We start from the raw sequence: 25,447 nt of genomic DNA on the forward strand, positions 1-25,447 counted from the left end.
TAATTATGAAATACAAAATACAAAATATTGTATTTGTCAAAATAGATACATTCCAGTCAAATATTTGTCAATAAGAGTCAGTTATGAACAAAATGATTGAAAAATAAAAAAAGAGCGTTAAAACGCTCTACTTCTTAGGTTCAGGTTTCGTCTCGAAGACTTTTAAAACGCCTTCTTCGTATTTAGTCACATCCTCTAAGACGCCGACAGCGAAGATTCGTCCGTCCTCTGCGTTGTAATTACAAGTCATTAAGGAGAGAATCGGCTTACCGCCGTACTCCTTACAGCGGTCGTCTTCTAGCATGTAGAAGGCATCTTGTGGATAGACATCGCGAGACACGATGATGTAGTGGTAGATGTTCTTTTTATCTGTAATATAGACGTGGGTTCCGAGTGGTACCGTTCGTATGCGGTGGAAGATCAGGTCCTTCTTTCTCATGTAGTGACCTGCAAGTGTATAGTTTCCTTCTCCCATTTTTTGATCGAGCTTCATGGTAGCGGCACCCGTCAATAGGTTCGCTTCCGTCACTCCCTTATTAATGGGGAGGTTTAAGTTAAGCTCCGGTACGTACATTTGGCCGATGACGTAATCCATGTTGAGCTTTGGAAGCGCTACCATGGTATTTACCACAGCCGTATTGTCGATCGACTTAAAATCTTGAACGACTTCTTTCTTGTTATTTTCTTCCATCACAGTAGCAGTGATCTTTTCGAGTTGCTCTGGACGCGTTGTATAAGTGAGTACGTTTTCTATGTTAAAATAGAGCACGAGTAAAATGATGCCAGCTGTGAGAAACAGGACACCGAGTACGGTTAAGATCTTTTTTTTCATGATTTCTCCTTAGTGTCATTATACCAAAAATGAGTAAAAAGGTGACAGCCCAATGCAAAAGCGTGAAATTTATGAGGCGGAAATCGTCGATAGTGTGTTTCCCTTAACAGGAATAGCCAAGGTCGAAGGAAACGACGTATACATTCAAGGGACCCTACCAGGTGACGTTGTTCGCTTTGAATACATTAAAAAGAAACGAGAGAGGTTTATCGGGGAACTCCGAGCCCTATTGAATGCTCCTCCTAGTCCATGTAAACACGTAACACACTGTGGTGGATGTAAAGCACTTCACGTTTCCTTAGAGGAACAGAGAAAACACAAGGAAAGAGAAGTCCTTAAGTTATTAAGAAACCAAGGTGTAGCGATCAAAAGATACCTTGGGATTTCAGGTATAGACCAAAAGCTCGAGTATAGAAATAAGATGGAGTATACCTTTGGCGATGAAGAGATCGATGGAGAGTTAAGACTAGGACTCCATAAGATGCACATGTCAAACTCGGTCTTTGATACGACAGGCTGTAGGCTCGTCGTCGATGACTTTAATAAAGTTGTAGAGTGCACTGTAGGATTCTTCCGTGAGGGTGGCTACAAGCGCTATCACATTATGAGACAGGTGGGCTTTTTAAGAAACCTCATTATTAGAAGGTCGCTAAAAGAGCAGAAGCTCCTCGTTGTACTCGTTACGACGAGTACCGATACCTTCGATGAAGAAGCGTTTGTTAAGGAGCTTCTCAGATTAAAATTAGAAAACGAGATCAAAGGAATCGTACGGATCATAAATGATAGTAAGGGAGAGACTGTTCAGTCTGATAAAGAAGTCGTACTCTATGGAGAAGGAAAGCTCGATGAAGAGCTTTTAGGTCATACGTTTCACATTAGACCTCTTACGTTTTTTCAGACGAATACTTTAGGAGCAAGTTATCTTTATAGTAGAGTACTGAGTCTCCTTGAGTCCCAGCACACAGAGACCATCTGGGATCTCTACTGTGGAACGGGAACCATCACTCAGCTCGTATCCTCAAAGGCCAAAGAAGCGATAGGCGTAGACATTAATGAATCGAGCATAGAAGCTGCGAAAAAGAGTGCCGAAGAAAATGGGGTCACAAATGTCCGCTTTCTAGCAGGAGATGTAAGAAAAGTCATCGATTCGATTGAAGGATCAGCAGATACCATCCTCTTAGATCCTCCTCGAAGTGGACTTCACCCGAATGTTAGAAAAGCGATCAGGGAAAGTAAAGCGAAAACCGTATTATACGTATCGTGTAATCCAAAGACTTTAGCGATAGATCTAAAGGATCTTTCCCATGCCTTTCAGATTGACCACTTAGAACTCATCGACATGTTTCCTAATACATCACATGTGGAGAGTGCGGTATTGATGTCAAGAAAAGAGAAATAGGAATGAAGATTGAACGAATTGATTCATATGAAGATAAGCGCTTTTCAGCTCGCGTTCTAAATCAACACGGGGCATATCTTGTAGATGGAAAGCCGTTTGAGATAGAAATTACTGAACCAGATACAGCGATAGTTCGAGGTGATGATACCAAGCTGTTCCCCAAATTAATTGAAACTTTTATTTTAAATGCCCCACACATTCGAAAATTCTATGATAAGAATGGAATGATCATTTTAAAAGCACCAGAGCCGACAATAATTTCACTTGAGTTGGATAACATTCAGCCTTCACAGTTCTACGTTGATCGTGCAAAGCTCGATGCGGTTAGAACTTTTATCAAAAAGCCTGAAGACATTTTCATTCAGGTGTTTCCGCACGATGGATACTACATTTGTTTAGACGGACATAGTAGATTATATTTGGCTTTCATCGAGGGGTACAAAACGGTGCAAGCGGTCATATCTGAAACGGACGAATACATCTGGACGTTTGTAAATGAAGCGAAGAGAAGAGGTATTTGTAATGTAGGGGATATGAAACTTGTTTCACATGAAGAATATTGCAAAGAATGGGATGAATACTGTGATGAAGTATTCAACAATAAGGACGGAGGAGCTACCAAAGGTTAATTATTAAGAAATGTGTGAGTTTTTGAAATAGATACAGATGAACCTGGCGTACATCTCATTCGGCGTTTCAGGGTTACTAATCAGAGCAACAAAGAAGGGAAAAATGAAAAAACAGCTAAGTTTCCTTTTTATTGTTTGTGCAAAAGGGCTTGTTAATGCAATTCCCAAAATAAGCTGCAGCTTTAGGTACTGACAACGCTGTGACTGCTAATTATATTTCCTGCGATGATGTCCCATGCATTATTCCAAAGTTTATTATACGGAAGAAGACATAGGGACTAGGAAGTTGTCAACTGAATGAAAACTACTCCTGAGCCCTTTTTTAAGGATTCTAATATACTTTTCAAAATGACCCTCTAGGGTCTTTTTCTTCACTATAACTTAAAAAAACTGGCTTACCCCTTCTAAGAAGGTAGCCAGTTTTTAGCATGATTCTATCTCAACGACACAATGTGCTAATGAGCTTAAAAGTGATTATTTCTTTTCAATTGTCAAAGTAATATCTTCTAAAGGAATTTCAACGTATTCTTGGCCATTATCCCATTTGACTGATACTTTTAACGGTACTTTAAGAATTTTTTCTATTTCGTCTTTGCTTAAGTTTAAGCTTTGATCAATGCTCGTTCCTAAATTCAGCTCTAAAGTATGATATTTATCGTTTAAGGTAATGGGGGACGATGACAAATAACTTCCAAACGTTTTTCTAAAAGGAAATTTAGTAATATTTGATACCGAGTCGTCCAAATAACAAGTACCAACGACATCTTTTACCGGCTGTGATCGATCTTTTAAGGCTACACTAACCGAATAAATAAGTTGGATATTGCCACCATTAGCATCAACTTTATCGACCCGAATTTGAGCCTTATAATCAAATAAAGAGCTTTCCTTCGAAGATTTCAATGCGGGTAAAGGATTTGACGGGTTAGGAAGGTTGTTGATATCAACCATTACTTCTTGTCGGCAAGCACTTAAGAAAAAAATGGCTAAGAGCAAGAAGGCTACATAATATTTTTTTATTGGCATATTGTTGAGTGGGTCCACGCATAAACAATAGGGGGCCATCCTTCCTTGTAAAGTTCAATGGCTTTGTTGGCAATCCATGTAGAATTATTGTAGTAAGGGGAATAATACTCAGTTCCTACGGGTGAATCATCATAGTCCATAGTATCTGTTTTTACGGTGCCTGCTTTTGTAGCAAATGATGCATATGTATGTCCGTAAGTATATCTTTTTTCTATATCAACACCAACTCCTGGGTCTGAACCAAAAATAACCATTCCCTGGTCGCCAATATTAGAAATGGGCCTTAGCCGTCCAGTAGTCTGATCGATTGTAAAATATTCTATTTTTTGGATGCTTTGTGGGGTGGCTTCATTGAGTTTTTCGGTAGCTTCATAGTTTGTTGTAGTAGGAGCAAGAGGGATCGTGTTTATGGTAGTGGCTACTGTGTTTTCGACTTTGCTCGCGAATGAAAAGGACGATGTCTGAATGATGAGCAACAAAATGAGAAAAACAGACAATTTCTTTTTCATGCTATACTGCTTTCATAAGTCAGCCTGTTGTTTGTGACAATTATAGCATGATGTAATCCTGAACTGCAATAGTTTAATCCATAGGAAACTTTCTATTGCAATTTTGAAAAGAAAAGATTACTTTAGTTATAGAATAGGAGGAGACATGAGTGCAGTTGAACATTTTGTAAAAGCATTACAATTTAAGACCATTTCTAGGTCTGATAAAAAAGACATCGATGAGAGAGAATATTTAGGTTTTATCAATTTTTTAGAATCTTCCTATCCTCTCATTCACAAGAAGCTAGAGCGAAAGATCATTAATGACTATGGCTTGATTTTTCATTGGAAGACACCGTCGGAGGTCAAGCCGATTCTTTTAACGGCTCATTATGATGTGGTAGAGGTCAATCCTTCCGATTGGAGATTTGATCCCTTTAGTGGTCAGATTGTTGAAGACAGGATCTATGGTAGAGGAGCCATAGATGATAAAAACTCGGTCATTGGGCTTATGGAAGCTGTTGAATCGCTTTTAAATGAGGGATTTGAGCCGAAGCAAGATATTTATTTGGCCTTCGGATTTGATGAAGAAAATCATGGCCTACAAGGAGCCAAGCAGATTGTGGCGTATTTTATGTCACAAGGGATTCGGTTTCAATGTTCTCTGGATGAAGGAGGAGCTGTCACAAGTGGAGCCAGTGTTGGAGTGAGTCGAGATGTCGCCGTCATTGGTTTGGCAGAAAAAGGAAATTCCAACTTTGAATTTACCTTTATCGGAGAGGAAGGGCATTCATCGGCACCTCCTCAAAGTACAAGCATCGGAAAAATGGCCAGATTTATTAAGGATGTGGAAGATCATCCCAGGCAGGCTAAGCTAGTTGAGCCAGTCATTTCCATGCTGAAGACCTTGGCTAAGGAGAAAAAAGGGATAGAAAGGTTGGCACTTTCACATCCAGAACAGTTTTTTCCACTCATAAAGGGTGTTTTGGAAAAGGGAAAGCAGACGAGAGCCATGCTTCGTTCTAGCGTCTCCTTTACAATGACAGAGGGTGGACAGGCTCCTAATATCCTGCCTAAGACAGCAAGCTGTGTTGCGAATGTTAGAATGCTTCCTGGAGATCGAATTCAAGATATTGAAAGATGGTTTAAATCGTTTAAACACGATTTTACGATGAAGCCGCTCTTTGAAAGTGAAGCCTCTAAAGTGACAAACACAGATCAGGAGAGCTTCAAGCATCTAAAGCGTACCATCGAACAGTTCTTTCCAGATACCATCGTAACAGAGTTCTTGATGATCGGTGGAACGGATTCGATTCATTATGACAAGGTAAGTGATGCTGCCTATCGTTTCATGCCCTGCTATTTTACTAACGAAGAGCTTGGGCTAATGCATGCATCAAATGAGTATATTAAGGTAGAAACTTTTTTAAAGATGATCGAATTTTACAAGTATTTTATTAAGGAGTTTGTATGAAATTTTCAGTGAATCATCTCGTGCTTTTTATCATTAGTGGGATTATCATCCTGTTTGTGATTGCCCAGTCTGTATTTTTTCTAAAGAAAGCCTGGGTAAGGGCAAAAGAATTAGGGATTGAAACCAATAAGCTTAAAAATGTCGTAAAAAGCTCCATCGCTTTTACCATCGCTCCTGCAGTGTCGATTGTTCTGGGGCTAATTAGTTTAGCGAAGTTCCTAGGTTTACCGTTACCGTGGCTTAGACTGTCTGTACTGGGAGCTCTGACCTATGAATTGCCAGCAGCAGCTAGCGTATCGACCATCATGAAGCTTCCCTTAGACCAGACTGTAACTGACCCTAGAGCTTATACGACGATTGCTTGGGTTATGACTTTGGGAATTCTATCAGGAATTCTCGTCATTTTATTCTTCCAGAAGAAAATGCAAAGCTCTCTTCAAAATCTCAATAAAAAAAGTGCTGCTTGGAATCAGATTTTAATGGATGCCTTATTCATAGGAATGATTGCTGCGTTTTTAGGGATGGTGTTTGGCGATATCACGCAAGGACTTAAAGGTTGGATTCCGGTCTTTGTCCTCATTTTCTCGAGCGTTATGATGATTATTTTAGGATTACTCAGTAAGAAATTTAAGTGGTTAGAGAACTACGCCTTACCCATTAGTATGGTTTGTGCAATGGCATTTTCGATACCTCTCACAGCTTGGATCGGAGCATAGTATGAAATCATATCAAGATCAAATGCATGATTACGGCAGAATGAGCTTAGTGCTAGCCATCCTCTTTTTTATCTCCTTTCCGCTCCTTTCATCGATTCTCTTTGGAGCTTGGCCCTATCCTGATATCTTCTTAAAGGGACTTTTGGCCATCGTACCCATCTACTGGACAGTAGGAGCGATTGAAGCATTGACATTTGGACCGATGCTTGGAACTGGAAGCTACTTAGGATTTGTGACTGGAAATCTCACTGCGATGAAGGTACCAGTGTCTCTTCTTGCCATGGACTTGACAGAAACGAAGCCCAACACAGAAGAAGGGGATGTGATTTCTACGATTGCAATAGCTATAAGTTCTATAGTTACGACCATCGTTATTGTCATAGGGATGCTTTTACTCAATCCCTTGCGTCCATTACTGGAGTCGCCCGTGTTAGCACCAGCCTTTAAAAATATATTGCCTGCGCTGTTTGGTGCACTGGGTGTTGTATTCGTTGCAAAGCGTTTTAAGATTGCGATTGCACCCATTCTTTTAATGATTTTATTATTTATACTGGTGCCTAGTTTAAGTAGTGCAGTCAGCCTACTCGTTCCTGTTAGTGCTGGTTTTTCGGTACTTATTGCGAGGATTCTTTATAAAAAAGGGCTCATTTAGAAGAAGTGGTGGAAGGCATGGAGAAAGCCCTTTGAGGTAGAGATTACTGAACGGAGTATACTGGGGTAAACATCATTCGGCGTTTGAGAGATGCTAATCAGAGCAACAAAGAAAGTAGGGAAAAATGAAAAAACAGCGAAAGCTTCAGTCACCGATAACGTTGTAGCTCCGAATGATATTCCTTGCGATGGTACTCACGTGCATTATTTTAAAGATTATTAATTGAAAAAAACGGACATATGGACTCGGAGGTGTTCAACTGGACGAAAACTCCCGAGTCCATATTTTATTAAATGGATTCCATAAAATACTTTGCCAAATGACCCTCTAGGGTCTTTTTCTTCACTATAACTTAAAAAAACTGGCTTACCCCTTCTAAGAAGGTAGCCAGTTGGTAGCATGATTCTATCTCAACGACACGATGTGCTAATGAGATTAAAGGTGATTATTTCTTTTCAATTGTCAAAGTAATATCTTCTAAAGGAATTTCAACATATTCTTGGCCATTATCCCATTTGACTGATACTTTAGGTATATCTTTTCAATAAGACTACAAGCGGTGTTCTCAAATTAAATGTATATATTAAAATATGTTCTACAGTTAAACGGATTTAAGTGAATGAAAGATCATTTATAGAACTTATCTTATGAAAAAACTGTTTCCATCATAGGGAATAAGGATGTATTGTGTCACAGATTGCTCTCTTTCTATGGATTCTGCATTTCCGAGCAATCCCTGACATACCATGCTTCTAATACAGCTTTCAAGTCCTACGATTTCATTTAGCTTGCTCAGAGATTTTTGTTTTTATACAAACATTTAACCTTACCCCCCTCCCATTCAGGATATAAGAGAGGCATAGGAAGTTTTAGGAGGATGCATGGGTTATTCATTCTATTTTAAATGACGTTTCATTTAGTGATCACCCTCTAGCAGAATACGAAAATTCACTCTACGAAAATCTCTATCATGAAATGTGTCGTAATGCAGAGTATTACTTATTCCAAGAGGCAGAGACACCGTTTTTAAATTCCAGGAAAAAGCCAGATCGGATCAAAGTGGAATTCAACTACGATCTATTTACAGAGAGTAAGTACAGTTCGATGGTCATTGAGTATCTCTCCGCTGTCATGAAAGAATCTAGTGCATTTGAACGTCAAACAGAAGCAACGTATTCCTGTAAAGACGTGGGACTTTCTGAATTAATCGAAAGTCTAGAGGCCTTTTTAAAGGATAAATTCTTAAGCATAGAAGCCTTCAATCTAAAAGGATACGAGATACCCAAAGAGGAACTGAATCAAGAAATGATAGACCGCATCAGCGACCTTCTAAAGCACTTAAAGGATGAATCGTCTTGGTACTATGGTGATGGATTTCCAGATAGTGACGACACAGTAACCTATAGCATTACGATGTACTAGATGCTTAAAGACGAAGAGTCATCATAAAAAAAGGAGGTAGCCATGGGATTCTTTGATTTTCTTAAAAAGGGCAATGAGCAAGTGAGTGACATCTCTCCATGGGATGGGATTATTGGAGAGTTTCAGAGGATTTATCCTGGTCAAGTCGATCCGAAGCACTATTCAACGTTTCTAAAGTATTCCTTAGGTGGACCAGACCCACTAGATGGAATGAGTGTCTATGACGGAGGAGATTTTTGGCACTTTGTTACCTTTGGTATGACCGAGCTCTATGAAAAGAAGCAAAAGAATAAGAAGATCAGTGGCTATGGCTATGAGATGACCTTTAAGCTAAAAAAGGGTGACTACGATGAGGAAAAAGAGTTTATGAAACTATTCTCTGTTTTTCAAAATCTTGCTCGCTATACCTTTGAGACAGGGACCATCTTTAAGCCCTACGAGTCCATACAGATTGGTCATGAGATCGATGATGAAGAATACTCCGAAATGGTAGGCTTTATGACCATTCCTGATCCAAGTGTTCAGCCTATTCAGACGAATACTGGAAAAATTGAATTCTTGGAGTTTATCGGTTTAAAGGAAGAAGAGCTAAGAGGCCTTTCGACCGTTAAAAGCATTAAAAAGCTCTATGAAGAATTAGGAACAGATGTAACCGATTACGAGAGGTAGACGTGCCCAAATTTGCACCAACGGGTGAATCCGTAGAATCGGTCATCTTAAAACTAAAATCGAAAAACAAACAAGCGGATGCTTGGAAGCTACTTGATCTATTTAAGTCTGTTGCAAAACTTGAGCCCGTAGTCTGGCACCCTGGAATCATTGGCTTTGGAACCTTTCACTATAAGTATGAGACAGGAGTAGAGGGAGATTCTCCCTTACTTGCCTTTGCTCCAAGACAGACGAAAATTAGCTTATATATCGATCAAGACCTTCCTTCTAGAGATGATTATCTAAACCGCTTAGGAAAAGTCTCTAAGGCTGTGGGGTGTGTCTATGTAAATAAGCTCTCGGACATTGATTTAAGTGTTCTCGAGGAGCTTTTAGAAGCCTTGCTTTCGCATACAAAAAGTAAGATAAAATCTAACTAAAAAATAACTTGAAAATTTCTCCGAGAGGTTCAAAATAAAAATGGAAAATCTAAGGAGGAATTATGGTTTTAAAGAATGCAATCATTCGTGGTGCTATCCCTTTTGCGATCATGTCTATTATTTCTTACATCATGCATCGCCAAGGGATGGATCCCGCGCAAGTTCGAAGTACTTTTTTCACTGGAATTATCATAGCTGTTATGGGCGCTAGTTCCGTTCTCTATGATATTGAAAGCTGGTCGATTTTAAAGCAATCGATCGTACACTTTTTCATCATGCTCGTCACAGTCTTTCCCTGTCTTATCTTTAGTGGTTGGTACGAACTCCATACGCCGCTCGACTATATGAAGCTCTTTTTGTTCTTCATCTTAATTGGTGCTGTACTTTGGACCTTCTTTTACTTCCTTTTCACGAAAATCTTAAATAAATAAAGTAACTCATACCGACCTCTTAGAAAGAAGGTCGGTATTTTTTTAAAATCTTCTTGACTCCTACGTTACGTCATAGTTTATAGTGAAGTTACACGAGGAGGAACCTATGAAAACGATACATGAAGTGAGTCAACTCGTGGGGGTGAGTATACGCACCCTCCAATACTACGACAAGATTGGCCTATTGCACCCTTCAGAATATACAGAAGCTGGTTACCGTCTGTATGACGATACAGACTTAGAGCGCATGCAGCAGATTTTACTCTTGAGGGAGCTAGAGTTTCCACTAAAGGATATCAAAAAAATCATCGATCACCCTGACTTTGATAAGGCCAAAGCACTGGAACAACAAATTGAACTTTTGATACTAAAAAGAGAGCACATAGAAAACTTAATCACCCTCGCTCGTGAAATCAAACGAAAAGGAGTAAAACGCATGAATTTTGAAGCTTTTGATACGAAAAAAATGGATGAATACAGAGCACAAGCCAAAGCCTACTGGGGTGACACAGAAGCTTTTAAGGAATTTGAAGAAAAGAGTAAGAATCGTTCAAAGGAAGAGGAAAAAAACTTGGGCATGAAACTCATGGATCTCTTTGTCGAGTTCGGAACACTTAAAAGTCAAGACCCATCATCATTTGAAGTTCAAGAAATGGTAAAGAAGTTACAGAACTTTATCTCCACAAACTACTACAACTGTACGGATGAAATCTTAAGAGGACTTGGAAAAGCTTATGGGAGTGGCGGTGAATTCACAGAGAACATTAATAAAGCTGCCGGTGAAGGCACAGCCCAATTTGCTTCCCTTGCCATTGAGATCTACTGTAAAAAGTAATACTACCTTAAAAAGCCATCTTTTGAGATGGCTTTTTTCCTTCTTATCTAGGATTGAATGCAAGGATTAAGAACACAATCGTAGTCACTGTCGTGATAATTCCTGCCAATAAGAGTGCTCCAGAAAGAATAGGAGGAGCCTCCACGAGTCGCTCTACAAAGGCTTCCTTTGGTTTCTTGGGATTATAAAAGACTCTTACACCTGTCTTTCCTACGGGATAGAGTTTCTGAAGAGAGGAAACGGTACGAGAAGCCATGGAATTCTTTTTTACAGTAACCTCCAGGTGATCTGGAAGCTGATCGCTACTTTCGAGATTCGATTCCACTTCGGAGTTAGCTGAATTCCAGGAGGTACTATAGGTCGTTTTTAAAGTAAACTGTAATTTAGGTCCTACGACCTCGTAAGCTTTTCCATCGACGTAGTATTCTACGACAGGAAGTGACTGTTCGTTATATTGAATCATCGAATAACGGGTAACAGTTCCTAGAGTCGTAGCGGTGCAGTTTCTTGCCCTTGCCTTGTTTTTTACGATGATAAAGTAGTAAACGATCCAGATCGTTATGGCAAATAGTAGGACAAACGCGCTAAAAAAGAGATACAAGTGATCCATAAGAACTCCTTTCTAATACTAACTAGTATAAAGGTTTTAGAAAAGGGTTTGGTAAAATAACCGTTAAGGAAGAAAAGAAGATGAAGAAAAATCAAGTTGATGAATATATTGAATCCTTTCCAGAAGAAGTACGCACTCGCTTAGAGCGCATAAGAGTCCTAGGAAAAGAAGTCTTTCAAGGGGCAGAGGAGAAGATCTCTTATGGCATGCCCACTTTTAGAGGAAAGAAAAACCTCTTTCACTACGCTGCTTTTAAGCACCACATTGGAATCTTTCCTGGTTCGGAGGGCGTCGCTCACTTTAAAGAAAGACTCGATCAGGAGAAGTATCCCAACTCAAAGGGTGGTTTTCAAATTTCAAATGATCGTCCACTCGATGAAGAACTGATCCAATCGATTCAGCGCTGGTGCAAAGAAAACCACGACGCTTAGGTTTAGATCGTACCTTTTTAGGGCATTTAGTTTATGGAGGATCCTATGAATGAATTTCGTAAAATGAGGCGTTATAAACAAGAGCTCTCTCAAGAAGAATGCATTGAAATCCTAAAGAAAGAACCGAGAGGGATTCTAGCTATGCAGGGTGAGAATGGATATCCCTATGCGATTCCACTCAATCAGTTCTATGATGAAGGTTTTCTTTACTTTCACGGTGCAAAGACGGGTCTAAAGCTCGATCTTTTAGAAAAGAATCCTAAAGTTTGCTTTACCATCATGGATGAAGGCTTTAGAAAAGAAAACGACTGGGCGCTAAATATTAAAAGCGTTGTCGTTTTAGGAACGATCGAACGAGTCCTTGAACCAGAGGAAATGCTCGCATCTTGTAGAAAACTAGCAGAGAAGCACTTTCCTAATGATGAGCACAAGGAAGCAAACATCAATGCAGACCTTGTAAAAAATGGTCCGAATGTAGCTGTTTTAAAGATGAAGATCGAACGAATGACAGGAAAGCTCGTAAACGAATCCTAAGGGGTTCGTTTTTTTTGTTGCATTCATTTAGGTAATATGTTACTCTTTTCGTGGAGGACGGTATGAAGACACTAATCATCTACAAATCAGAAACAGGATTTACAGAGAAGTATGCCCACTGGCTCGGCGAACGAGTTCAAGGGGAAGTCATGAAATTTAATGATGCGAAGAGAAAAGACGATGCGTTCTTTCAAGGCTTTGACCGAATCGTCTATGCAGGCTGGGCTATGGCGGGTAGTATCAGCGGTTCCGACTGGTTTAAGAAGAAGCTAAGTGTTCTAAAAGGAAAGCGTTTAGCACTCCTTTGTGTCGGTGCTGCACCAGGTGACACAGAAGAGACGAGAGAAGCCTTAGAGAAGATGCTGACATCAGAAGAGCGTAAACTCGCAGAAGTCTTTTATGTACAGGGAGGCCTTAATTACGAAAGGATGCCGCTTCACTTAAAGCTAGCGATGAGAGCCTTTACAGCCATGATGAAGAAAAAGAAACCGGAAGAAACGGAGATGATACAGATGCTCAGTTCATCTTATGACTGTAGTGATCCGAAGTACCTAGAACCCCTAATCGAATACTTAACAATCTAGAGAGGCTAAGCCTCTCTTTTTTTTACATCCCTATGATACAATGAAGTCGTATTTTACGAATGAGGTGGACTATGAAAGCACTGCGTATAATCCTACGTATACTCTTGATTCTTCTAGTGGCCGTGGCATTTCTACTCATCGCCCTTTTTGGCATTCATAACTACATGCTTAAAGAAGAAGAAAAACAACTAAAACCTCTATCAAAGCTCGTCGAAGTGGAAGGAAAGAGAATGAGTGTTTACTCCGAAGGAGAAGGACAGACGCTCGTCTTTTTAGCAGGTGGTGGAACGAGTGCACCGATCCTTGACTTTAAATCCTTAACAGACCTCTTAAAGGATGAATACCGAGTCGTCGTCGTGGAGCGCTTTGGCTATGGCTTTAGTGACGATAGCACTCGAAGTCGAGACCTCGATACGATATTAAGTGATACAAGAAGTGCTCTAAAGAATGCTGGAATCGATGGACCCTACGTCCTCTGCCCGCACTCCATGAGTGGATTAGAAGCACTCCTTTGGAGCCAGAAGTACCCCGAAGAAGTGAAGGCCATTGTAGGCTTAGATATGGCTACCCCTGAAGCTTACGACACCTATGACATCGATCTCCCCGCCCTTCGCGTCATGCAACTCGGAGCCAAAGTAGGACTCACTCGAGTTATTCCTGGAATCAGTGAGAGCGATGCCATGAAGCATGGAACGCTTACAGAGAGTGAAAAAAACACGTATCGTTTGCTCTTCTACAAGCGAACGGCTTCTGAAGACATGCTCCGAGAGGTAGAAAACGTCAAGAAGAATGCAGAAAAGGTCAAAGGTTATAAACCAACGATACCGCTTCTTCTCTTCGTTTCAAATGGGGAGGGCACAGGCTTTGATAAAAAGGCTTGGAGTAAGCAGTATGAGGACTATATAAAGACGGAAGATCAAAGGATCGTTCCGCTCGACGTGCCTCATTACATCCATGACTATAAATATGAGGAGATTTCAACGGAGACCAAATCGTTTTTAAGGGGGATAGGTGAATAAAAAAATTGCTTTTGTGTGCGTCCATAACTCCTGCCGTAGTCAGATAGCGGAAGCTTTTTCGAGACTCTATCTAGAGGACTTTGAGTGCTATTCGGCGGGAACCATAAAGTCAAAGTTAAACGAAGATGCTGTGCGCATCATGAAAGAGCACTATGGAATCGACATGATGAAAGACCAGTACTCTAAACTTTTAACAGAGATTCCTGCGGTCGATATCGTCATCACGATGGGCTGTGATGTCGTATGTCCTGTCGTTTCGAATGAGTATCACGAAGACTGGGGACTAGAAGATCCAACGGGAAAAGATGATGAAGTGTTTCTTCAAGTTATTGAAACCATTCGAGAGAAGGTATTAGAGCTTAAGAAGAAAAGATGGGAGAAATTTTGATTAAAAAGAAGCCCTTTACATTTCTTAAGATCCTTTTTGGCCTCGTTTTCATTGTCGCATTTATCCTCATGCCAATCCTAGCGGTATACGTTTACCGTTCGAACTTTGAGACGCGTTTTGAGACACCCTCATGGGAAAAACGAGACGTTTCAGAATATCCAGGACTTCTCGTGAAGCGAAGTGATTTTAACGTCTATGATGAAAAAAATGCCGATGTTCCGAAGGAAGAAGTAATCCTTGCGGGTTACGAGTATTCAAGAGATACTTCGGAGAAAAAGGGTGTCGTCGTACTTGCCCATGGACTAGGAGGCGGGGGACATATCTCATACCTTTCATTCATCGATTACTTTACGAAAGCAGGGTATAATGTCTTCACCTACGATGCGAGAGGAAATGATCAGAGCGGAGGAAAGTCGATGAGAGGCATTCCAGAGGGCATTGTAGACCTCGATTATGCCATCCGTCACGTCGAAAGTCTTCCGGAATATGAGGGCCTTCCCATCGTTCTCTTTGGCCACAGCTGGGGAGGATACTCTGTAGGAAGTGTCTTAAATTTACGTCCCGAAGTCAAGGCAGTCGTTAGTGTCGCTGGTTTTAATCAGTCTCGAGATTTACTAGGCCATCAAGGTGCACAGATGTTAGGGGCAAGCGTAGACCCCATCCTTCCGTACTTTGAGTTCTATGAATGGTATCTCTTCGGAAAGAGATTCCGTGGATTAACGGCTATCGGAGGTTTTAACCATACCGATGCAGGCATACTGATCGTTCACAGTAAGGACGATACAACCGTTCCACCGGAGTATGGCTATGATCTTTATTATAGGGACTTTAAACACGATCCTCGCTTTCAGTTTATTCTCTACGAAGACCTAGGTCACGACAGATTGCTCTATTCGGAAAGTGCCAGAGCCTACCGAGCAGAACTCGATGAAGAATACCAGCGCTTTTTAAAAGAAAAAGGTGTCGAAAGCTCGAATGAATTAAAGAAAGAGTTTATGGATTCGAAGCTCGATAAAGTAAAAGCCAATGAGCCAAATGACGAGCTGTTTTCTCAAATTGTCGCTTTCTTTGACCGATATACGAAACGTTAATCAGCGGGAGGAATGTTGATACAATCACTCGCTTTGATCCTTTTAGTGGGACTCGTCATTGGAGCTCTCTTTCAAAAGATAAAGCTTCCACGAATCATTGGAATGCTCTTTACGGGAATCCTTTTAGGGCCTTCTCTATTAAATCTTATCGATGCGAAGGCGCTCTCTATCTCTTCGGAACTCAGGCAAATTGCTCTTGTTATCATTCTTCTTAAAGCAGGGCTTTCCTTAGATATCGAGGACCTTAAAAAAGTGGGCCGTCCTGCCATCCGCTTATCCTTTGTACCGGCGAGCTTTGAGATCCTAGGATACTTCCTCTTAGCACCCCTTCTTTTAGGAGTCTCACAGCTTGAAGCGCTCCTCATGGGATCGGTCCTTGCGGCCGTTTCACCTGCCGTCGTTGTGCCACGAATGGTTCAGCTAAAAGAAGAGGGCTACGGTCAGGAAAAAAGGATTCCTGAACTCATCTTAAGCGGTGCATCGTGTGATGATGTCTTTGTCATCGTCCTTTTTTCGACCTTTTTAAACTTAGTTCAAGGGATCGATGTCAGTGCTCTGACATTCCTTACCGTACCTGTATCCATCGTTTTAGGGATTCTCTTAGGTGCTCTCACAGGGGCGCTTTTAAGCCATCTCTTTGAGACAGCTTTTGCGAGAAAACACCTCATCCGTAACAGCATAAAGGTGATCATTACCTTAGCCATGGCCTTTTTACTCTTAAGCGTAGAACTATGGCTTAAGGGAATCGTTCCTGTTTCAGGTTACCTTGCTATCATGAGTATGGCTGTCATCTTAAGGAAAAAGTCGATCCCTTTTGTCGCAGAGAGGCTTTCTGAAAAGTTTGGAAAGTTATGGCTTGGAGCGGAAATTATGCTCTTTGTGCTCGTAGGAAGTGCTGTAGATATTGGGTTTACCTTAAAAGCGGGACCCTTGGCCCTTGTTGTCATCGTTTTAGCGCTTTTCTTTCGATCCGCAGGTGTTCTCGTATCACTTCTTCATACGAATTTGAACCCAAGAGAAAAGCTCTTCAGTGCCATTAGCTACCTTCCGAAAGCTACCGTACAAGCGGCTATCGGAAGTGTTCCTTTAGCGATGGGGCTCTCTGTGGGACCTTTGATTCTATCCATTTCCGTATTAGCGATCCTCTTAACAGCACCACTAGGTGCGATGGGGATGGATCTTACGTACAAAAAATTACTTGATAAGAAGGAGTAACATTTTATGTGGGACTTTATACAAAATGAAATTCTAGGTATGAAATGGCTCTATCAGTTGGTAGGAAGCCTTCTTACTTCTTTAGGACTCGACCCCATGAGTAAGATCGTTTCGAGCATTCACTTTTTTATCTACGACGTCATAAAGATTACGATCTTACTTTGCACGCTCATTTACCTCATTAGTTACATTCAAAGCTACTTTCCACCCGAAAGAAGCCGTTCCATCATGGGACGCTTTCATGGCTTATGGGCGAACCTGATGGGGGCTCTTTTAGGTACTGTCACGCCTTTCTGCTCCTGCTCGTCGATTCCCCTCTTCATAGGCTTTACGAGTGCAGGTCTTCCACTCGGTGTGACCTTTAGCTTTTTAATCGCATCTCCCATGGTGGACCTCGGTAGTCTCATGCTTCTCGTTTCGATCTTTGGCTTTAAGATTGCCGTCACCTACGTCATTTTAGGAATTGTCATCGCCGTTATCGGAGGAAGCATCATCGAAAGACTAAGGCTTGAAAATGAGGTTCAGGACTTCATACGTGAGACGAGAATTCCTATTGATGCGGTGGAAATTAAGCCCAGTTTAGAAGAGAGACTAAGCTTTTCTAAAGAACAAATGGTATCGACCTTTAAGAAGGTCTTTCCCTATATTCTTTTAGGTGTCGGTATCGGTGCCGTCATTCATAACTGGATTCCAGAGAACGTCATTCAAAATATCTTGGGATCGAAAAATCCTTTTGGTGTCGTCTTAGCAACGCTCGTGGGTGTTCCGATGTACGGTGACATCTTTGGAACGATCCCTGTTGCAGAAGCACTCATTCAGAAGGGAGCTCAACTCGGAACCGTTCTCAGCTTTATGATGGCAGTAACGACGCTCTCTTTACCATCACTTATCATGCTAAAGCAAGCGATCAAGCCAAAGCTACTAGGTATCTTTGTCATCATCTGCACCATAGGCATTATTCTTGTAGGCTATACTTTTAACGTTCTTTCGCCATGGTTTCAACTTTAGGATGAGAAATGAGAGGATTTTTTACTTCGAGTTTATCGCAAGAAGAGTCAAAGGACTTCAATCCTAAAAATGACTTTGTGAAGCGCTTAAAAGAAACGCTTAAAAGTCCTGCCGTTGTCACGTACATTGCATCTGATCCTGAAAGCTATGAGATTACAGACTCTTATGCCTACCCGCTCTTCGATAGCCTGAGACACATCGATGTTGAACTTCTAGATGCACACGTCTTAGATGAAAGAACGAAGGAAAGGGCTAAGGAATTCGTTCAATCGAGTGACATTTTAATCTTAGCGGGTGGCTATGTTCCTACAGAACACGCTTTCTTTCAAAGCATTGATTTAAAGAAGCTCCTAGAAGGCTTTGATGGCGTCATTTTAGCGACGAGTGCAGGCAGTATGAATAGCGCGAAGATCGTTTACAATCAGCCAGAATACGAAGACGATCTCGATCAAACGGAGCGCTTCTTTAAAGGCCTAGGACTCATCGAATCAAACATCCTTCCTCATTACCATGAAGCGAAAGGGACTGTTTTAAAGGGACTTCGTCTCTATGAAGACATTACGCTAAAGGATAGTCTAGGAAAGCGCTTCTATGCCCTTCCCGATGGAAGCTACATCGAAGCATTTGATGGAAGAGAGATCCTTCGTGGAGAGAGTTATCTCATTACAGATGGAAAGATGGAACAGCTCTTATCGGACGGAGAATCTTTAAACGTCACAGAGTATCGCTTTGATGCACGTATAGAGGAAGCGACAAAGGGGGGAGCTTATGTCGTTTTCCCCTGGAATGTTCGAGAGGAGTTTCAAAAGGGACGCGTCAAGGTGCATGCGACCTTTGATGGCATTCCGTACGATGGAAGTGTCGTAAATATGGGCTTAAAGGATGAAAAGGGAGAAGTTCAGTATCTCCTAGGAATTTTAAAAGCCATCAGAGAAGAACTAAAGAAGGGGGTAGGAGACATTGTCCATGTCACTGTCCGTGAACGTACGTAAGGCTACGTTAGAGGATGTAGAAGAACTTCTTACGATCTACGAAAAGGCCAGAGCGTTTCAGAAGAAGACTGGTAATCCCAATCAGTGGAAAGACGATTATCCATCGAAAGAGCTCCTCTTACAAGACATTGAGCGAGAGGAGCTCTTTGTCATTGAAAAAGATAAGCTCGTGGGTGTGTTTATGCTCACTGAAAGACCTGAACCCACTTACGAAAACGTTTATGAAGGGTCTTTTAAAAGTGAAGCCTATGTGACGATTCATCGCATCGCATCGACGGGAGAGGTATCAGGGATTACAGACATCGCTGTGAATTTCTCTAGAAAAAAAGGAATGTGTGTCCGAATGGACACACATCGAGATAATCTTGTAATGCAGCGTGCTCTTTCACGCTTAGGTTTTACTTATGCAGGAATCATTTACCTTAAAAACGGAGACGAAAGGTTCGCCTATGAATTACTGCATACGGATGGCTTCGAGCGCTGATAGTTTGGTTGCTTTTTGGGCGGGGTAATATCCGCTCAAAATGCCTATGAGTGTTGAAAATCCGATGGCTGCAAAGACGAGCCAGAGGGGAATGACACTGATGACACTCTGTTCTCCACCCATCATGTCAGGACCAGCCTTTACGACATTATTTAATATGGCGCTTGCGAGATAGCTTACGCCGACTCCTAGGGATCCTCCTAAGAGTCCGATGAGCGCAGCTTCTGTGAGAAACATCTTTCGAATGTCACTCACGCTTGCTCCGATGACCTTCATGATTCCAATCTCTTTAATGCGTTCATAGATACTCATGACCATGGTATTTGCGATACCGATGGCAGCGACCAAAAGACTGACACCGCCGATGCCACCTAAAATTTGCTGCTGGGTAGCAACTTGCTTATTCAGTGCATCGGCCATGTCGAGGTTACTTTGCGTATTGTAGTCAAGAGCCTTTAGTGCATCGTTGACCTCGCGCATATTTTTAATGTCATCGACCTTTACAAGGATTTTTGAATACTTTCCTTTAGGAGCCCCTGGCATGGGTCTCGACGGATTTTGATTCGGATCTTGTGAGGCGAAGCGCTTATTTTCTTTTAATAGTTTTTCTGCAAAATTCATGGGAACGATGATGTTATAAGCGTTTTCCCAGTCGTTTTCTACGAGTCCCCCAACAGCCGTAACCTTAATCGCTTTCTTAAAAGACATCTCACCTTTTTCGTCGTAGGTGACGCCTAGTTGGAGCTCGAGCTTATCTTTTTCAGGGTTTACCGGAGACTCTTTGGGATTCATTGCACCGATTCGGTCGTTGGGCTTATACCAGCTGCTTTTGATGCCACCGCCTAAGACCATGGCACTCGAATCCTGTTCTTCTAACACGCGACCCCATTCGAGCTGAAAACCGAACTGGCCCATCGATTCAGGGTCCATTCCGATGATAGTGCCTGAAGCCAAGTACTTTTTCGATGCCAGCTGAATTTGCTGTACTTCGATCATGGGAAGAACGCCTAGGACGTGCGGTGTCGCCTTGATGGTCTTTAGGGCAGCTTCATTTAGAGGTGCCACTTGCTCTTCCTTCTGCGTTTTTTCATTAAAGGAAGGGTAGGGGACAATATTTATAATATCTACAGAGCCCATGTCTTGGAGCATCTTTTCGTTGTTGGCTTGCATGCCGTAACCGAGGCTCAGCATGACGATAATTGATGCACAGCCGATGACGACACCTAAAATGGTTAAGATCGTTCGAAGCTTTCTGCGCCAAAGGTTACTTAGGCTCATTAAGAATAAATCTTTTTTACTCATCGAGCTCTAGTCCTTTTTCTTTTTTCTTTCGAATGACCTTCCGAACGATAGCGCCAGCACCGAGTAAGACGACACCTGTACCGACCCAGAAATACCACTTACCGATGAGGTCAGAGAAAAAGTTAGATCCTTCATCCATGGGTTCAGAGCTTTCAAAGCCTTCTGGCGGCATCTGCATGGGTTCTGTCACTTGGAAGGTCAGTTCTTTTCGGACTTCCTGTTTTTCACCCGTACTGTCTTCATAAGAAAAGACGATCGTTCCTTTCTTTTCTCCCGGTTCCATGGCATTGATCATAATCTCGTAGTTCTCGGTTGCACCCACTTGGAAGTTACCGATGTATAAAGTTGAATTTTGAGCCTCAAGCTCGTCTGATTCAAACTTCACCATCATGTTATAGAGTGTTACCTTACCGGTATTAAAGAAGCTACAAGCGAGGTTCGTTCCCATTCCTGCTTCAAAGGTATCCATCGTCTGAATCTCACCGACCTCAAGCTTTGACGATTGAATGACAGGAATACCGATCATCTCGGTCGCTTTGTATTCGTTGTTTTCACTGTCTTCGTATTCAAAGTTCGCCATGACGTTATACGTCTTAGCGGGAGCGTCAGGAACCGTGTAGAGTCGAATGCTCTTTTCTACGGCATCGCCAGGAGCAATGTGATCGATAAAGAAGGTATTCGAGCTATCTACAGGAGTGAATATGTTGGAACCGCCGGAGTTTGAATCACTTGCGGTACTTGCATCGCTACTTAGAGAAATCTTGATGTTCTTTACGGCTTTCACTGAGTTCGTATTTCTAAAAGAAAGCTTCATCTCGAACTCTTTACCGGCTTCTGGGAGCTTGGGATCAAAGGAGTAGCGGTCGACGATGAGCTTTGGTGTCGAGTTCTTTCCTTCCTTCTGATCCTTGGTTGGATTCATGACAAAAAGCCCCGTCACTTGTTCCGCCGATTGAAGCTCTTCACTGTTTAATGCATCGCGGTATTCTACCTTAAAGGTAATCGGATAGTTTTGCGTTTCAGAAGCTTGCGTTGCAAGGTAGGTAAACTCATAGTGTTTCGTCTGACCAGGAGCAATGTTTGGTTCATAGAATTGACTGATCGATTTACTGACGAGACCTGCTCCTTCGATGTTCGACTTAATCATAACGCGTGTTGCGTCGCTCTTACCGCGATTTGTCAGATCAAAACCGATGGTTGCCGTCTTTCCTGGAAGGAGTGAACGAGAAGGTGAGCTTAGGTTTTTAATCACAAGGGCAGAAGCTTTATCACTGCTCTTTTTTACCGTTAGGTAGAAGCTACGTTTATTTGAGGTATCTTCCTTTGCTCCGTTATACGTAATCGACATCTCGAAGGGATAGTTTCCTGGTTTTACCCGTTCGCTAGCAACGAGTTCAAAGACAGCACGTCTCGTTTCTTTCGGGTGAATGACTGGAATGGTCTTTGCGTTAAAGTCCTTAGCTAGAGTAAAGGAATCTTTATCCATTCCTTCGATGCGAATTTCTGCGTTATAAATCGGTTCTTCCGAAGGATTCGTTACAGCGATACCAGCGACGACGCGTCCACCTGGTTCTACGTTACTAGCAGAGGGCTTGACATCGACCTCGCTCATCTCTAAGAAAGGCGTAGAGGAAGCTTGGCTAGCAGGATCCTTAAGAACGCGAATATAAGCAGAGTAGGTGGCAGCCGGCTGATTATCTACAGAAACGACAATTTGCACTGGATACGTACCAGGCTTGGCTTTTTTATCGACTGTTGCAGAGAAGTTTAGGTAGACAGGATAACTTGCTACAGAATTGGATGACGCGGAGTCAAAACCGTTGTTTAAATAAATATGAGGATCGTTGATGTCTGCCGTCGCAGAGATGAGGCGATTTGTATAGACCTCTTCATAGACAGCAACACCCACGCGAATAGATACCGTTTGCCCTGGGATCGCATTCACCGTCTTTGTTCCGTCGACGTCGACCTTAAAAGACGAGCTTGGAGCGGGTGCGGGCGGGTCTTCAGCAAAAATAAACGTTGGAATAAGTAGTAACAGTACGAGCATGAGACAGAGGGCTTTTTTCATTTTTTCTCCTTTTGTTCTTCAGGAGTCTCTATTTCTTCTTTTATTGGAAGTGGCTCCTGTTTAATGTCTTTTTCAATGTTTCCATCTCTAAAATGGATGACACGATCAGCATAGACGGCCGTTTCGATGTCATGGGTGACGATGATTAAAGTACCTCCAGAACGTCTGACCATCCGAGTCATCAGTTCCATGACTTCAATCGTCGTCTTTGAGTCGAGGTTTCCTGTCGGTTCATCCGCAAAGATGATCTTTGGATGATCGACAAAGGCTCTTGCGATACTCACACGTTGCTGTTGACCACCGCTCATTTCCTTTGGCTTGTGGTGCAGACGGTGTCCGAGTCCGACCTCTTCGAGTATCTTTTGACTCATTTCTTTTCTTTTTTTTGCCGGTACACCCTTAAACGATAGCCCTAGTCCGACATTTTCTAGAGCACTAAGGGTTGGAATCAAGTTATACGCTTGAAACACGAAACCGACGTTGAGCTGTCTGAATTTTGTAATCTGTTCTTCGGATAGCTTTTCTAAGTGGATCTTCCCGATGATGATTTCGCCTTTTGTAGGACTTTCGAGTCCTGCGCACATATTGAGAAGGGTTGATTTTCCGCTTCCTGAAGGACCAACTAAACAGACGCACTCTCCCTTATAGATCTTAAGATTGACAGAATCAAGTGCCACAATCTTTTCATCCCCCATCCGATATACTTTTCGGACATTCTTTAATTCTATGAGTGGTTCCAAAGTAACTCCTTTCACCTTAGTTTAGCATCCACCAATAGTCCTTACAATATAGTAGAACTATGATTTTTCTGTGATAATGAGGTCATTTTTTTAATGGATGAAGAAGTGATTTAGAAGTGTATAATGAGGATGAAAAACGAGGTATATGGAGGAAACATGATTCTCTACTACAGTTCAACTGGAAACTCAAAACACATCGCAACGCTCCTCCATGAAAGTGTAGGAGGGGAGCTATTTGACATCTCAAAAGACGGCCCCTTTGAAAGAGAACTAAAGGACGACGAAGTACTCTATCTTGTGACGTTTAACTGCTTTTGGGGACTGAGTGACTTTGTAAAGAACAGACTTAAAGAATGGAAGATAAGAAATGTAAAAAAAGCCACCTGCATTATGACTACAGGAGGCTTTTTAGGGACGTGTGATCGAGACATCGAATCTACTTTTTCAATGCTAGGTCTACCGAAACCGACGGTTTATTCGATAAAGATGGTCACAAACTACAGCATCCTTCACGATGTACCCGATGAAGAAGAGCAATTTTCTTTAATCAAAAAGGCAGAAGAGGATCTAAAAGAAATACTCGAAGGAACGTATCCTCCTTATAAGAGTTCAAGTCTCTTGACGATCTTCTCAAAGGCCGTGCGCTCGAAGTATAAGACGTATCAAAAGACCGAACCGTTTCACGTAAAGAGCGTCTGTTTAGGTTGTAGTATCTGTGCAAAGAACTGCCCCACGCACGCGATAACCCTCGTCGACCGCATTCCCACCTGGACGAAAGAAACATGTGATAACTGCTTGAGGTGCTTACATCGCTGTCCCGTAGAAGCGATCGAATACGGAAAGACGACGGAAGGTCGTCACCGTTATAACTATGAAGCACTCATTAGAAAGAAGAGAAATGGCTAAGAAACTATCTGCACTCTTTTTTGCACTACTCGCGAGCCTTCTCTATGCATTAAGTATTCCGGGTTCTAAGATTCTTTTAAAAGAAGTATCAGGAAAGACCCTAGCGGGACTCCTTTATTTAGGTGCAGGAGTTGGAATAGGGATTCTTTTTCTTCTTACGAAACCGAAGTCCGAAGAACCTTTTCAAAAGGAAGACGTGAAGTACCTCGTAGGAATGGTGCTTCTCGATATTTTAGCTCCCATTTTCATGATGACGGGGCTTCTTTTAACGCCTGCATCGAGTGCTTCGCTCTTAAATAACTTCGAAATCGTAGCGACGACTCTCATCGCTTTAGTCGTCTTTAAGGAAAAGATTCATAGGAGACTTTGGGCCGGAATCTTCTTCATTACGCTCTCAAGTATCCTGTTATCACTGGAAGGAACAAGCTTTCACTTTTCAATCGGTTCCTTATTTATCCTTCTTGCAACCCTTTCTTGGGGACTCGAGAATAACTGTACGCGCATGATTTCAGGAAAGAGCACCTACCTTATCGTAATCATTAAAGGCTTCTTTTCAGGAATAGGTGCCTTAATCGTAGCGTTCATTTTTAAGGAGTCTTTTCCTGAGCTTCGATATATGCTTTTAACCATGCTCCTAGGCTTTCTCGCCTATGGACTCAGTATCTTCTTTTACATCAAAGCACAGGCCACTTTGGGGGCGAGTAAGACGAGTGCCTACTACGCGGTAGCTCCTTTTTTAGGGGCGTTTCTCTCCTTCGTAATTTTAAGAGAACCGCTTCCTGTGCACTACCTTTCAGCGCTTTCATTGATGCTAGTCGGAACAGTCTTTGTCATTCGAGATACACTCCTCTATGAGCATAAGCATGTGCATACACATACCATCTCACACACACATGATGGAGTCGTTCACACACATACCTTCACGCACACTCACGAGCATACGCACGGTCTAAAGGAAACGCACGATCATACCCATATTCTTCAGGAGTTTCCTGAACATTGCCATTAAATAAATACGTATAAGAATTATCGAGAAATGTCACCTTCGGATGGATCACCTGATGTTGATGTAAATATTAT

General features: G+C 41.9%; 29 protein-coding genes. 22 read left to right on the forward strand and 7 right to left on the reverse strand.

All coding sequences use genetic code 11. The features are described 5' to 3' along the window. Positions 1 to 127: 127 nt before the first annotated feature. Positions 128 to 832, reverse strand: a complete 705-nt coding sequence (locus ACUB3H_RS06745; protein ID WP_459129916.1) for a class A sortase — start codon at positions 830 to 832, stop codon at positions 128 to 130. Positions 833 to 884: 52 nt separating this feature from the next. On the opposite strand from ACUB3H_RS06745, the gene rlmD reads away from it, so the two are divergent. Both rlmD and ACUB3H_RS06755 read left to right on the forward strand, forming a co-directional pair. Then, complete coding sequence (gene rlmD, locus ACUB3H_RS06750) at positions 885 to 2,231, forward strand: 23S rRNA (uracil(1939)-C(5))-methyltransferase RlmD (protein WP_459129917.1); 1,347 nt, start codon at positions 885 to 887, stop codon at positions 2,229 to 2,231. A 2-nt stretch (positions 2,232 to 2,233) separates the two neighbouring features. Then, positions 2,234 to 2,860, forward strand: a complete 627-nt coding sequence (locus ACUB3H_RS06755) for a hypothetical protein (protein WP_459129918.1) — start codon at positions 2,234 to 2,236, stop codon at positions 2,858 to 2,860. Between the two features lie 474 nt (positions 2,861 to 3,334). Here the strand turns inward: ACUB3H_RS06755 and ACUB3H_RS06760 are convergent, their stop codons facing one another. Together ACUB3H_RS06760 and ACUB3H_RS06765 are read right to left on the reverse strand one after the other, a co-directional pair. Next, positions 3,335 to 3,925, reverse strand: a complete 591-nt coding sequence (locus ACUB3H_RS06760; RefSeq protein WP_459129919.1) for a hypothetical protein — start codon at positions 3,923 to 3,925, stop codon at positions 3,335 to 3,337. Next, positions 3,877 to 4,395, reverse strand: a complete 519-nt coding sequence (locus ACUB3H_RS06765; protein ID WP_459129920.1) for a hypothetical protein — start codon at positions 4,393 to 4,395, stop codon at positions 3,877 to 3,879. Before ACUB3H_RS06765 ends, ACUB3H_RS06760 begins: the two co-directional genes overlap by 49 nt. Before the next feature lie 145 nt (positions 4,396 to 4,540). On the opposite strand from ACUB3H_RS06765, the gene ACUB3H_RS06770 reads away from it, so the two are divergent. The 8 genes from ACUB3H_RS06770 to ACUB3H_RS06805 all read left to right on the forward strand — a co-directional run bounded on the left by ACUB3H_RS06770 (position 4,541) and on the right by ACUB3H_RS06805 (position 10,992). Continuing rightward, entirely contained in the window at positions 4,541 to 5,848 is a 1,308-nt protein-coding gene (locus ACUB3H_RS06770) for a M20/M25/M40 family metallo-hydrolase (protein WP_459129921.1), read from the forward strand. Next, a complete protein-coding gene (locus tag ACUB3H_RS06775) occupies positions 5,845 to 6,564 on the forward strand; it encodes a DUF5058 family protein (protein WP_459129922.1) in 720 nt (239 codons plus the stop codon). Before ACUB3H_RS06770 ends, ACUB3H_RS06775 begins: the two co-directional genes overlap by 4 nt. Before the next feature lies 1 nt (position 6,565). Continuing rightward, a complete protein-coding gene (locus ACUB3H_RS06780; RefSeq protein ID WP_459129923.1) occupies positions 6,566 to 7,216 on the forward strand; it encodes a hypothetical protein in 651 nt (216 codons plus the stop codon). Positions 7,217 to 8,191: 975 nt separating this feature from the next. Further along, positions 8,192 to 8,638 carry a hypothetical protein gene (locus ACUB3H_RS06785; protein WP_459129924.1) on the forward strand — a complete coding sequence of 149 codons (447 nt, stop codon included), beginning with the start codon at positions 8,192 to 8,194 and terminating at the stop codon, positions 8,636 to 8,638. A gap of 42 nt (positions 8,639 to 8,680) precedes the next feature. Next, positions 8,681 to 9,307, forward strand: a complete 627-nt coding sequence (locus ACUB3H_RS06790; protein ID WP_459129925.1) for a suppressor of fused domain protein — start codon at positions 8,681 to 8,683, stop codon at positions 9,305 to 9,307. A gap of 2 nt (positions 9,308 to 9,309) precedes the next feature. Further along, a complete protein-coding gene (locus ACUB3H_RS06795; RefSeq protein WP_459129926.1) occupies positions 9,310 to 9,726 on the forward strand; it encodes a DUF1801 domain-containing protein in 417 nt (138 codons plus the stop codon). Between the two features lie 62 nt (positions 9,727 to 9,788). Beyond that, entirely contained in the window at positions 9,789 to 10,157 is a 369-nt protein-coding gene (locus tag ACUB3H_RS06800; protein ID WP_459129927.1) for a DUF3021 domain-containing protein, read from the forward strand. Positions 10,158 to 10,263: 106 nt separating this feature from the next. Continuing rightward, on the forward strand, positions 10,264 to 10,992 hold the full coding sequence (locus ACUB3H_RS06805) for a MerR family transcriptional regulator (protein WP_459129928.1): 729 nt from the start codon (positions 10,264 to 10,266) through the stop codon (positions 10,990 to 10,992). A 43-nt stretch (positions 10,993 to 11,035) separates the two neighbouring features. Here ACUB3H_RS06805 and ACUB3H_RS06810 read toward each other — a convergent pair whose 3' ends face one another. After that, positions 11,036 to 11,602 carry a DUF3592 domain-containing protein gene (locus ACUB3H_RS06810; protein ID WP_459129929.1) on the reverse strand — a complete coding sequence of 189 codons (567 nt, stop codon included), beginning with the start codon at positions 11,600 to 11,602 and terminating at the stop codon, positions 11,036 to 11,038. A gap of 80 nt (positions 11,603 to 11,682) precedes the next feature. On the opposite strand from ACUB3H_RS06810, the gene ACUB3H_RS06815 reads away from it, so the two are divergent. From ACUB3H_RS06815 to ACUB3H_RS06860, 10 genes are all read left to right on the forward strand, one after another. Further along, complete coding sequence (locus ACUB3H_RS06815; protein ID WP_459129930.1) at positions 11,683 to 12,033, forward strand: iron chaperone; 351 nt, start codon at positions 11,683 to 11,685, stop codon at positions 12,031 to 12,033. 45 nt (positions 12,034 to 12,078) lie between these two features. After that, complete coding sequence (locus tag ACUB3H_RS06820) at positions 12,079 to 12,567, forward strand: pyridoxamine 5'-phosphate oxidase family protein (RefSeq protein ID WP_459129931.1); 489 nt, start codon at positions 12,079 to 12,081, stop codon at positions 12,565 to 12,567. 62 nt (positions 12,568 to 12,629) lie between these two features. Continuing rightward, the gene (locus ACUB3H_RS06825; protein WP_459129932.1) at positions 12,630 to 13,151 is read left to right on the forward strand and encodes a flavodoxin domain-containing protein; all 522 of its coding nucleotides are present in this window, start codon (positions 12,630 to 12,632) and stop codon (positions 13,149 to 13,151) included. 71 nt (positions 13,152 to 13,222) lie between these two features. Next, entirely contained in the window at positions 13,223 to 14,170 is a 948-nt protein-coding gene (locus tag ACUB3H_RS06830; protein WP_459129933.1) for an alpha/beta hydrolase, read from the forward strand. Then, positions 14,163 to 14,558 (forward strand): arsenate reductase ArsC, encoded by a 396-nt coding sequence (locus tag ACUB3H_RS06835; protein ID WP_459129934.1) that lies wholly within the window; start codon positions 14,163 to 14,165, stop codon positions 14,556 to 14,558. The genes ACUB3H_RS06830 and ACUB3H_RS06835 overlap by 8 nt, the downstream gene beginning before the upstream one ends. Next, a complete protein-coding gene (locus tag ACUB3H_RS06840) occupies positions 14,543 to 15,649 on the forward strand; it encodes an alpha/beta hydrolase (RefSeq protein ID WP_459129935.1) in 1,107 nt (368 codons plus the stop codon). Before ACUB3H_RS06835 ends, ACUB3H_RS06840 begins: the two co-directional genes overlap by 16 nt. Before the next feature lie 12 nt (positions 15,650 to 15,661). Continuing rightward, complete coding sequence (locus ACUB3H_RS06845) at positions 15,662 to 16,864, forward strand: cation:proton antiporter (protein WP_459129936.1); 1,203 nt, start codon at positions 15,662 to 15,664, stop codon at positions 16,862 to 16,864. A 6-nt stretch (positions 16,865 to 16,870) separates the two neighbouring features. Beyond that, on the forward strand, positions 16,871 to 17,872 hold the full coding sequence (locus tag ACUB3H_RS06850) for a permease (RefSeq protein WP_459129937.1): 1,002 nt from the start codon (positions 16,871 to 16,873) through the stop codon (positions 17,870 to 17,872). Between the two features lie 8 nt (positions 17,873 to 17,880). After that, positions 17,881 to 18,864, forward strand: a complete 984-nt coding sequence (locus tag ACUB3H_RS06855) for a DUF1905 domain-containing protein (protein ID WP_459129938.1) — start codon at positions 17,881 to 17,883, stop codon at positions 18,862 to 18,864. Beyond that, positions 18,839 to 19,348 (forward strand): GNAT family N-acetyltransferase, encoded by a 510-nt coding sequence (locus ACUB3H_RS06860; RefSeq protein WP_459129939.1) that lies wholly within the window; start codon positions 18,839 to 18,841, stop codon positions 19,346 to 19,348. Before ACUB3H_RS06855 ends, ACUB3H_RS06860 begins: the two co-directional genes overlap by 26 nt. Here the strand turns inward: ACUB3H_RS06860 and ACUB3H_RS06865 are convergent. Genes ACUB3H_RS06865 through ACUB3H_RS06875 form a run of 3 tightly spaced genes read right to left on the reverse strand, consistent with a single transcriptional unit; the run spans position 19,319 to position 23,461 of the window. Then, on the reverse strand, positions 19,319 to 20,650 hold the full coding sequence (locus tag ACUB3H_RS06865; protein WP_459129940.1) for an ABC transporter permease: 1,332 nt from the start codon (positions 20,648 to 20,650) through the stop codon (positions 19,319 to 19,321). The genes ACUB3H_RS06860 and ACUB3H_RS06865 overlap by 30 nt on opposite strands. Then, positions 20,643 to 22,721 carry a COG1361 S-layer family protein gene (locus ACUB3H_RS06870; protein WP_459129941.1) on the reverse strand — a complete coding sequence of 693 codons (2,079 nt, stop codon included), beginning with the start codon at positions 22,719 to 22,721 and terminating at the stop codon, positions 20,643 to 20,645. Before ACUB3H_RS06870 ends, ACUB3H_RS06865 begins: the two co-directional genes overlap by 8 nt. Beyond that, complete coding sequence (locus ACUB3H_RS06875; protein ID WP_459129942.1) at positions 22,718 to 23,461, reverse strand: ABC transporter ATP-binding protein; 744 nt, start codon at positions 23,459 to 23,461, stop codon at positions 22,718 to 22,720. The genes ACUB3H_RS06870 and ACUB3H_RS06875 overlap by 4 nt, the downstream gene beginning before the upstream one ends. Positions 23,462 to 23,617: 156 nt before the next feature. Here ACUB3H_RS06875 and ACUB3H_RS06880 point away from each other — a divergent pair, with 156 nt between their 5' ends. Both ACUB3H_RS06880 and ACUB3H_RS06885 read left to right on the forward strand, forming a co-directional pair. Continuing rightward, positions 23,618 to 24,367 carry an EFR1 family ferrodoxin gene (locus ACUB3H_RS06880; RefSeq protein ID WP_459129943.1) on the forward strand — a complete coding sequence of 250 codons (750 nt, stop codon included), beginning with the start codon at positions 23,618 to 23,620 and terminating at the stop codon, positions 24,365 to 24,367. Further along, complete coding sequence (locus ACUB3H_RS06885) at positions 24,360 to 25,376, forward strand: DMT family transporter (RefSeq protein ID WP_459129944.1); 1,017 nt, start codon at positions 24,360 to 24,362, stop codon at positions 25,374 to 25,376. Before ACUB3H_RS06880 ends, ACUB3H_RS06885 begins: the two co-directional genes overlap by 8 nt. Positions 25,377 to 25,447 lie beyond the last annotated feature (71 nt).

Source organism: Guggenheimella bovis, from assembly GCF_054492335.1.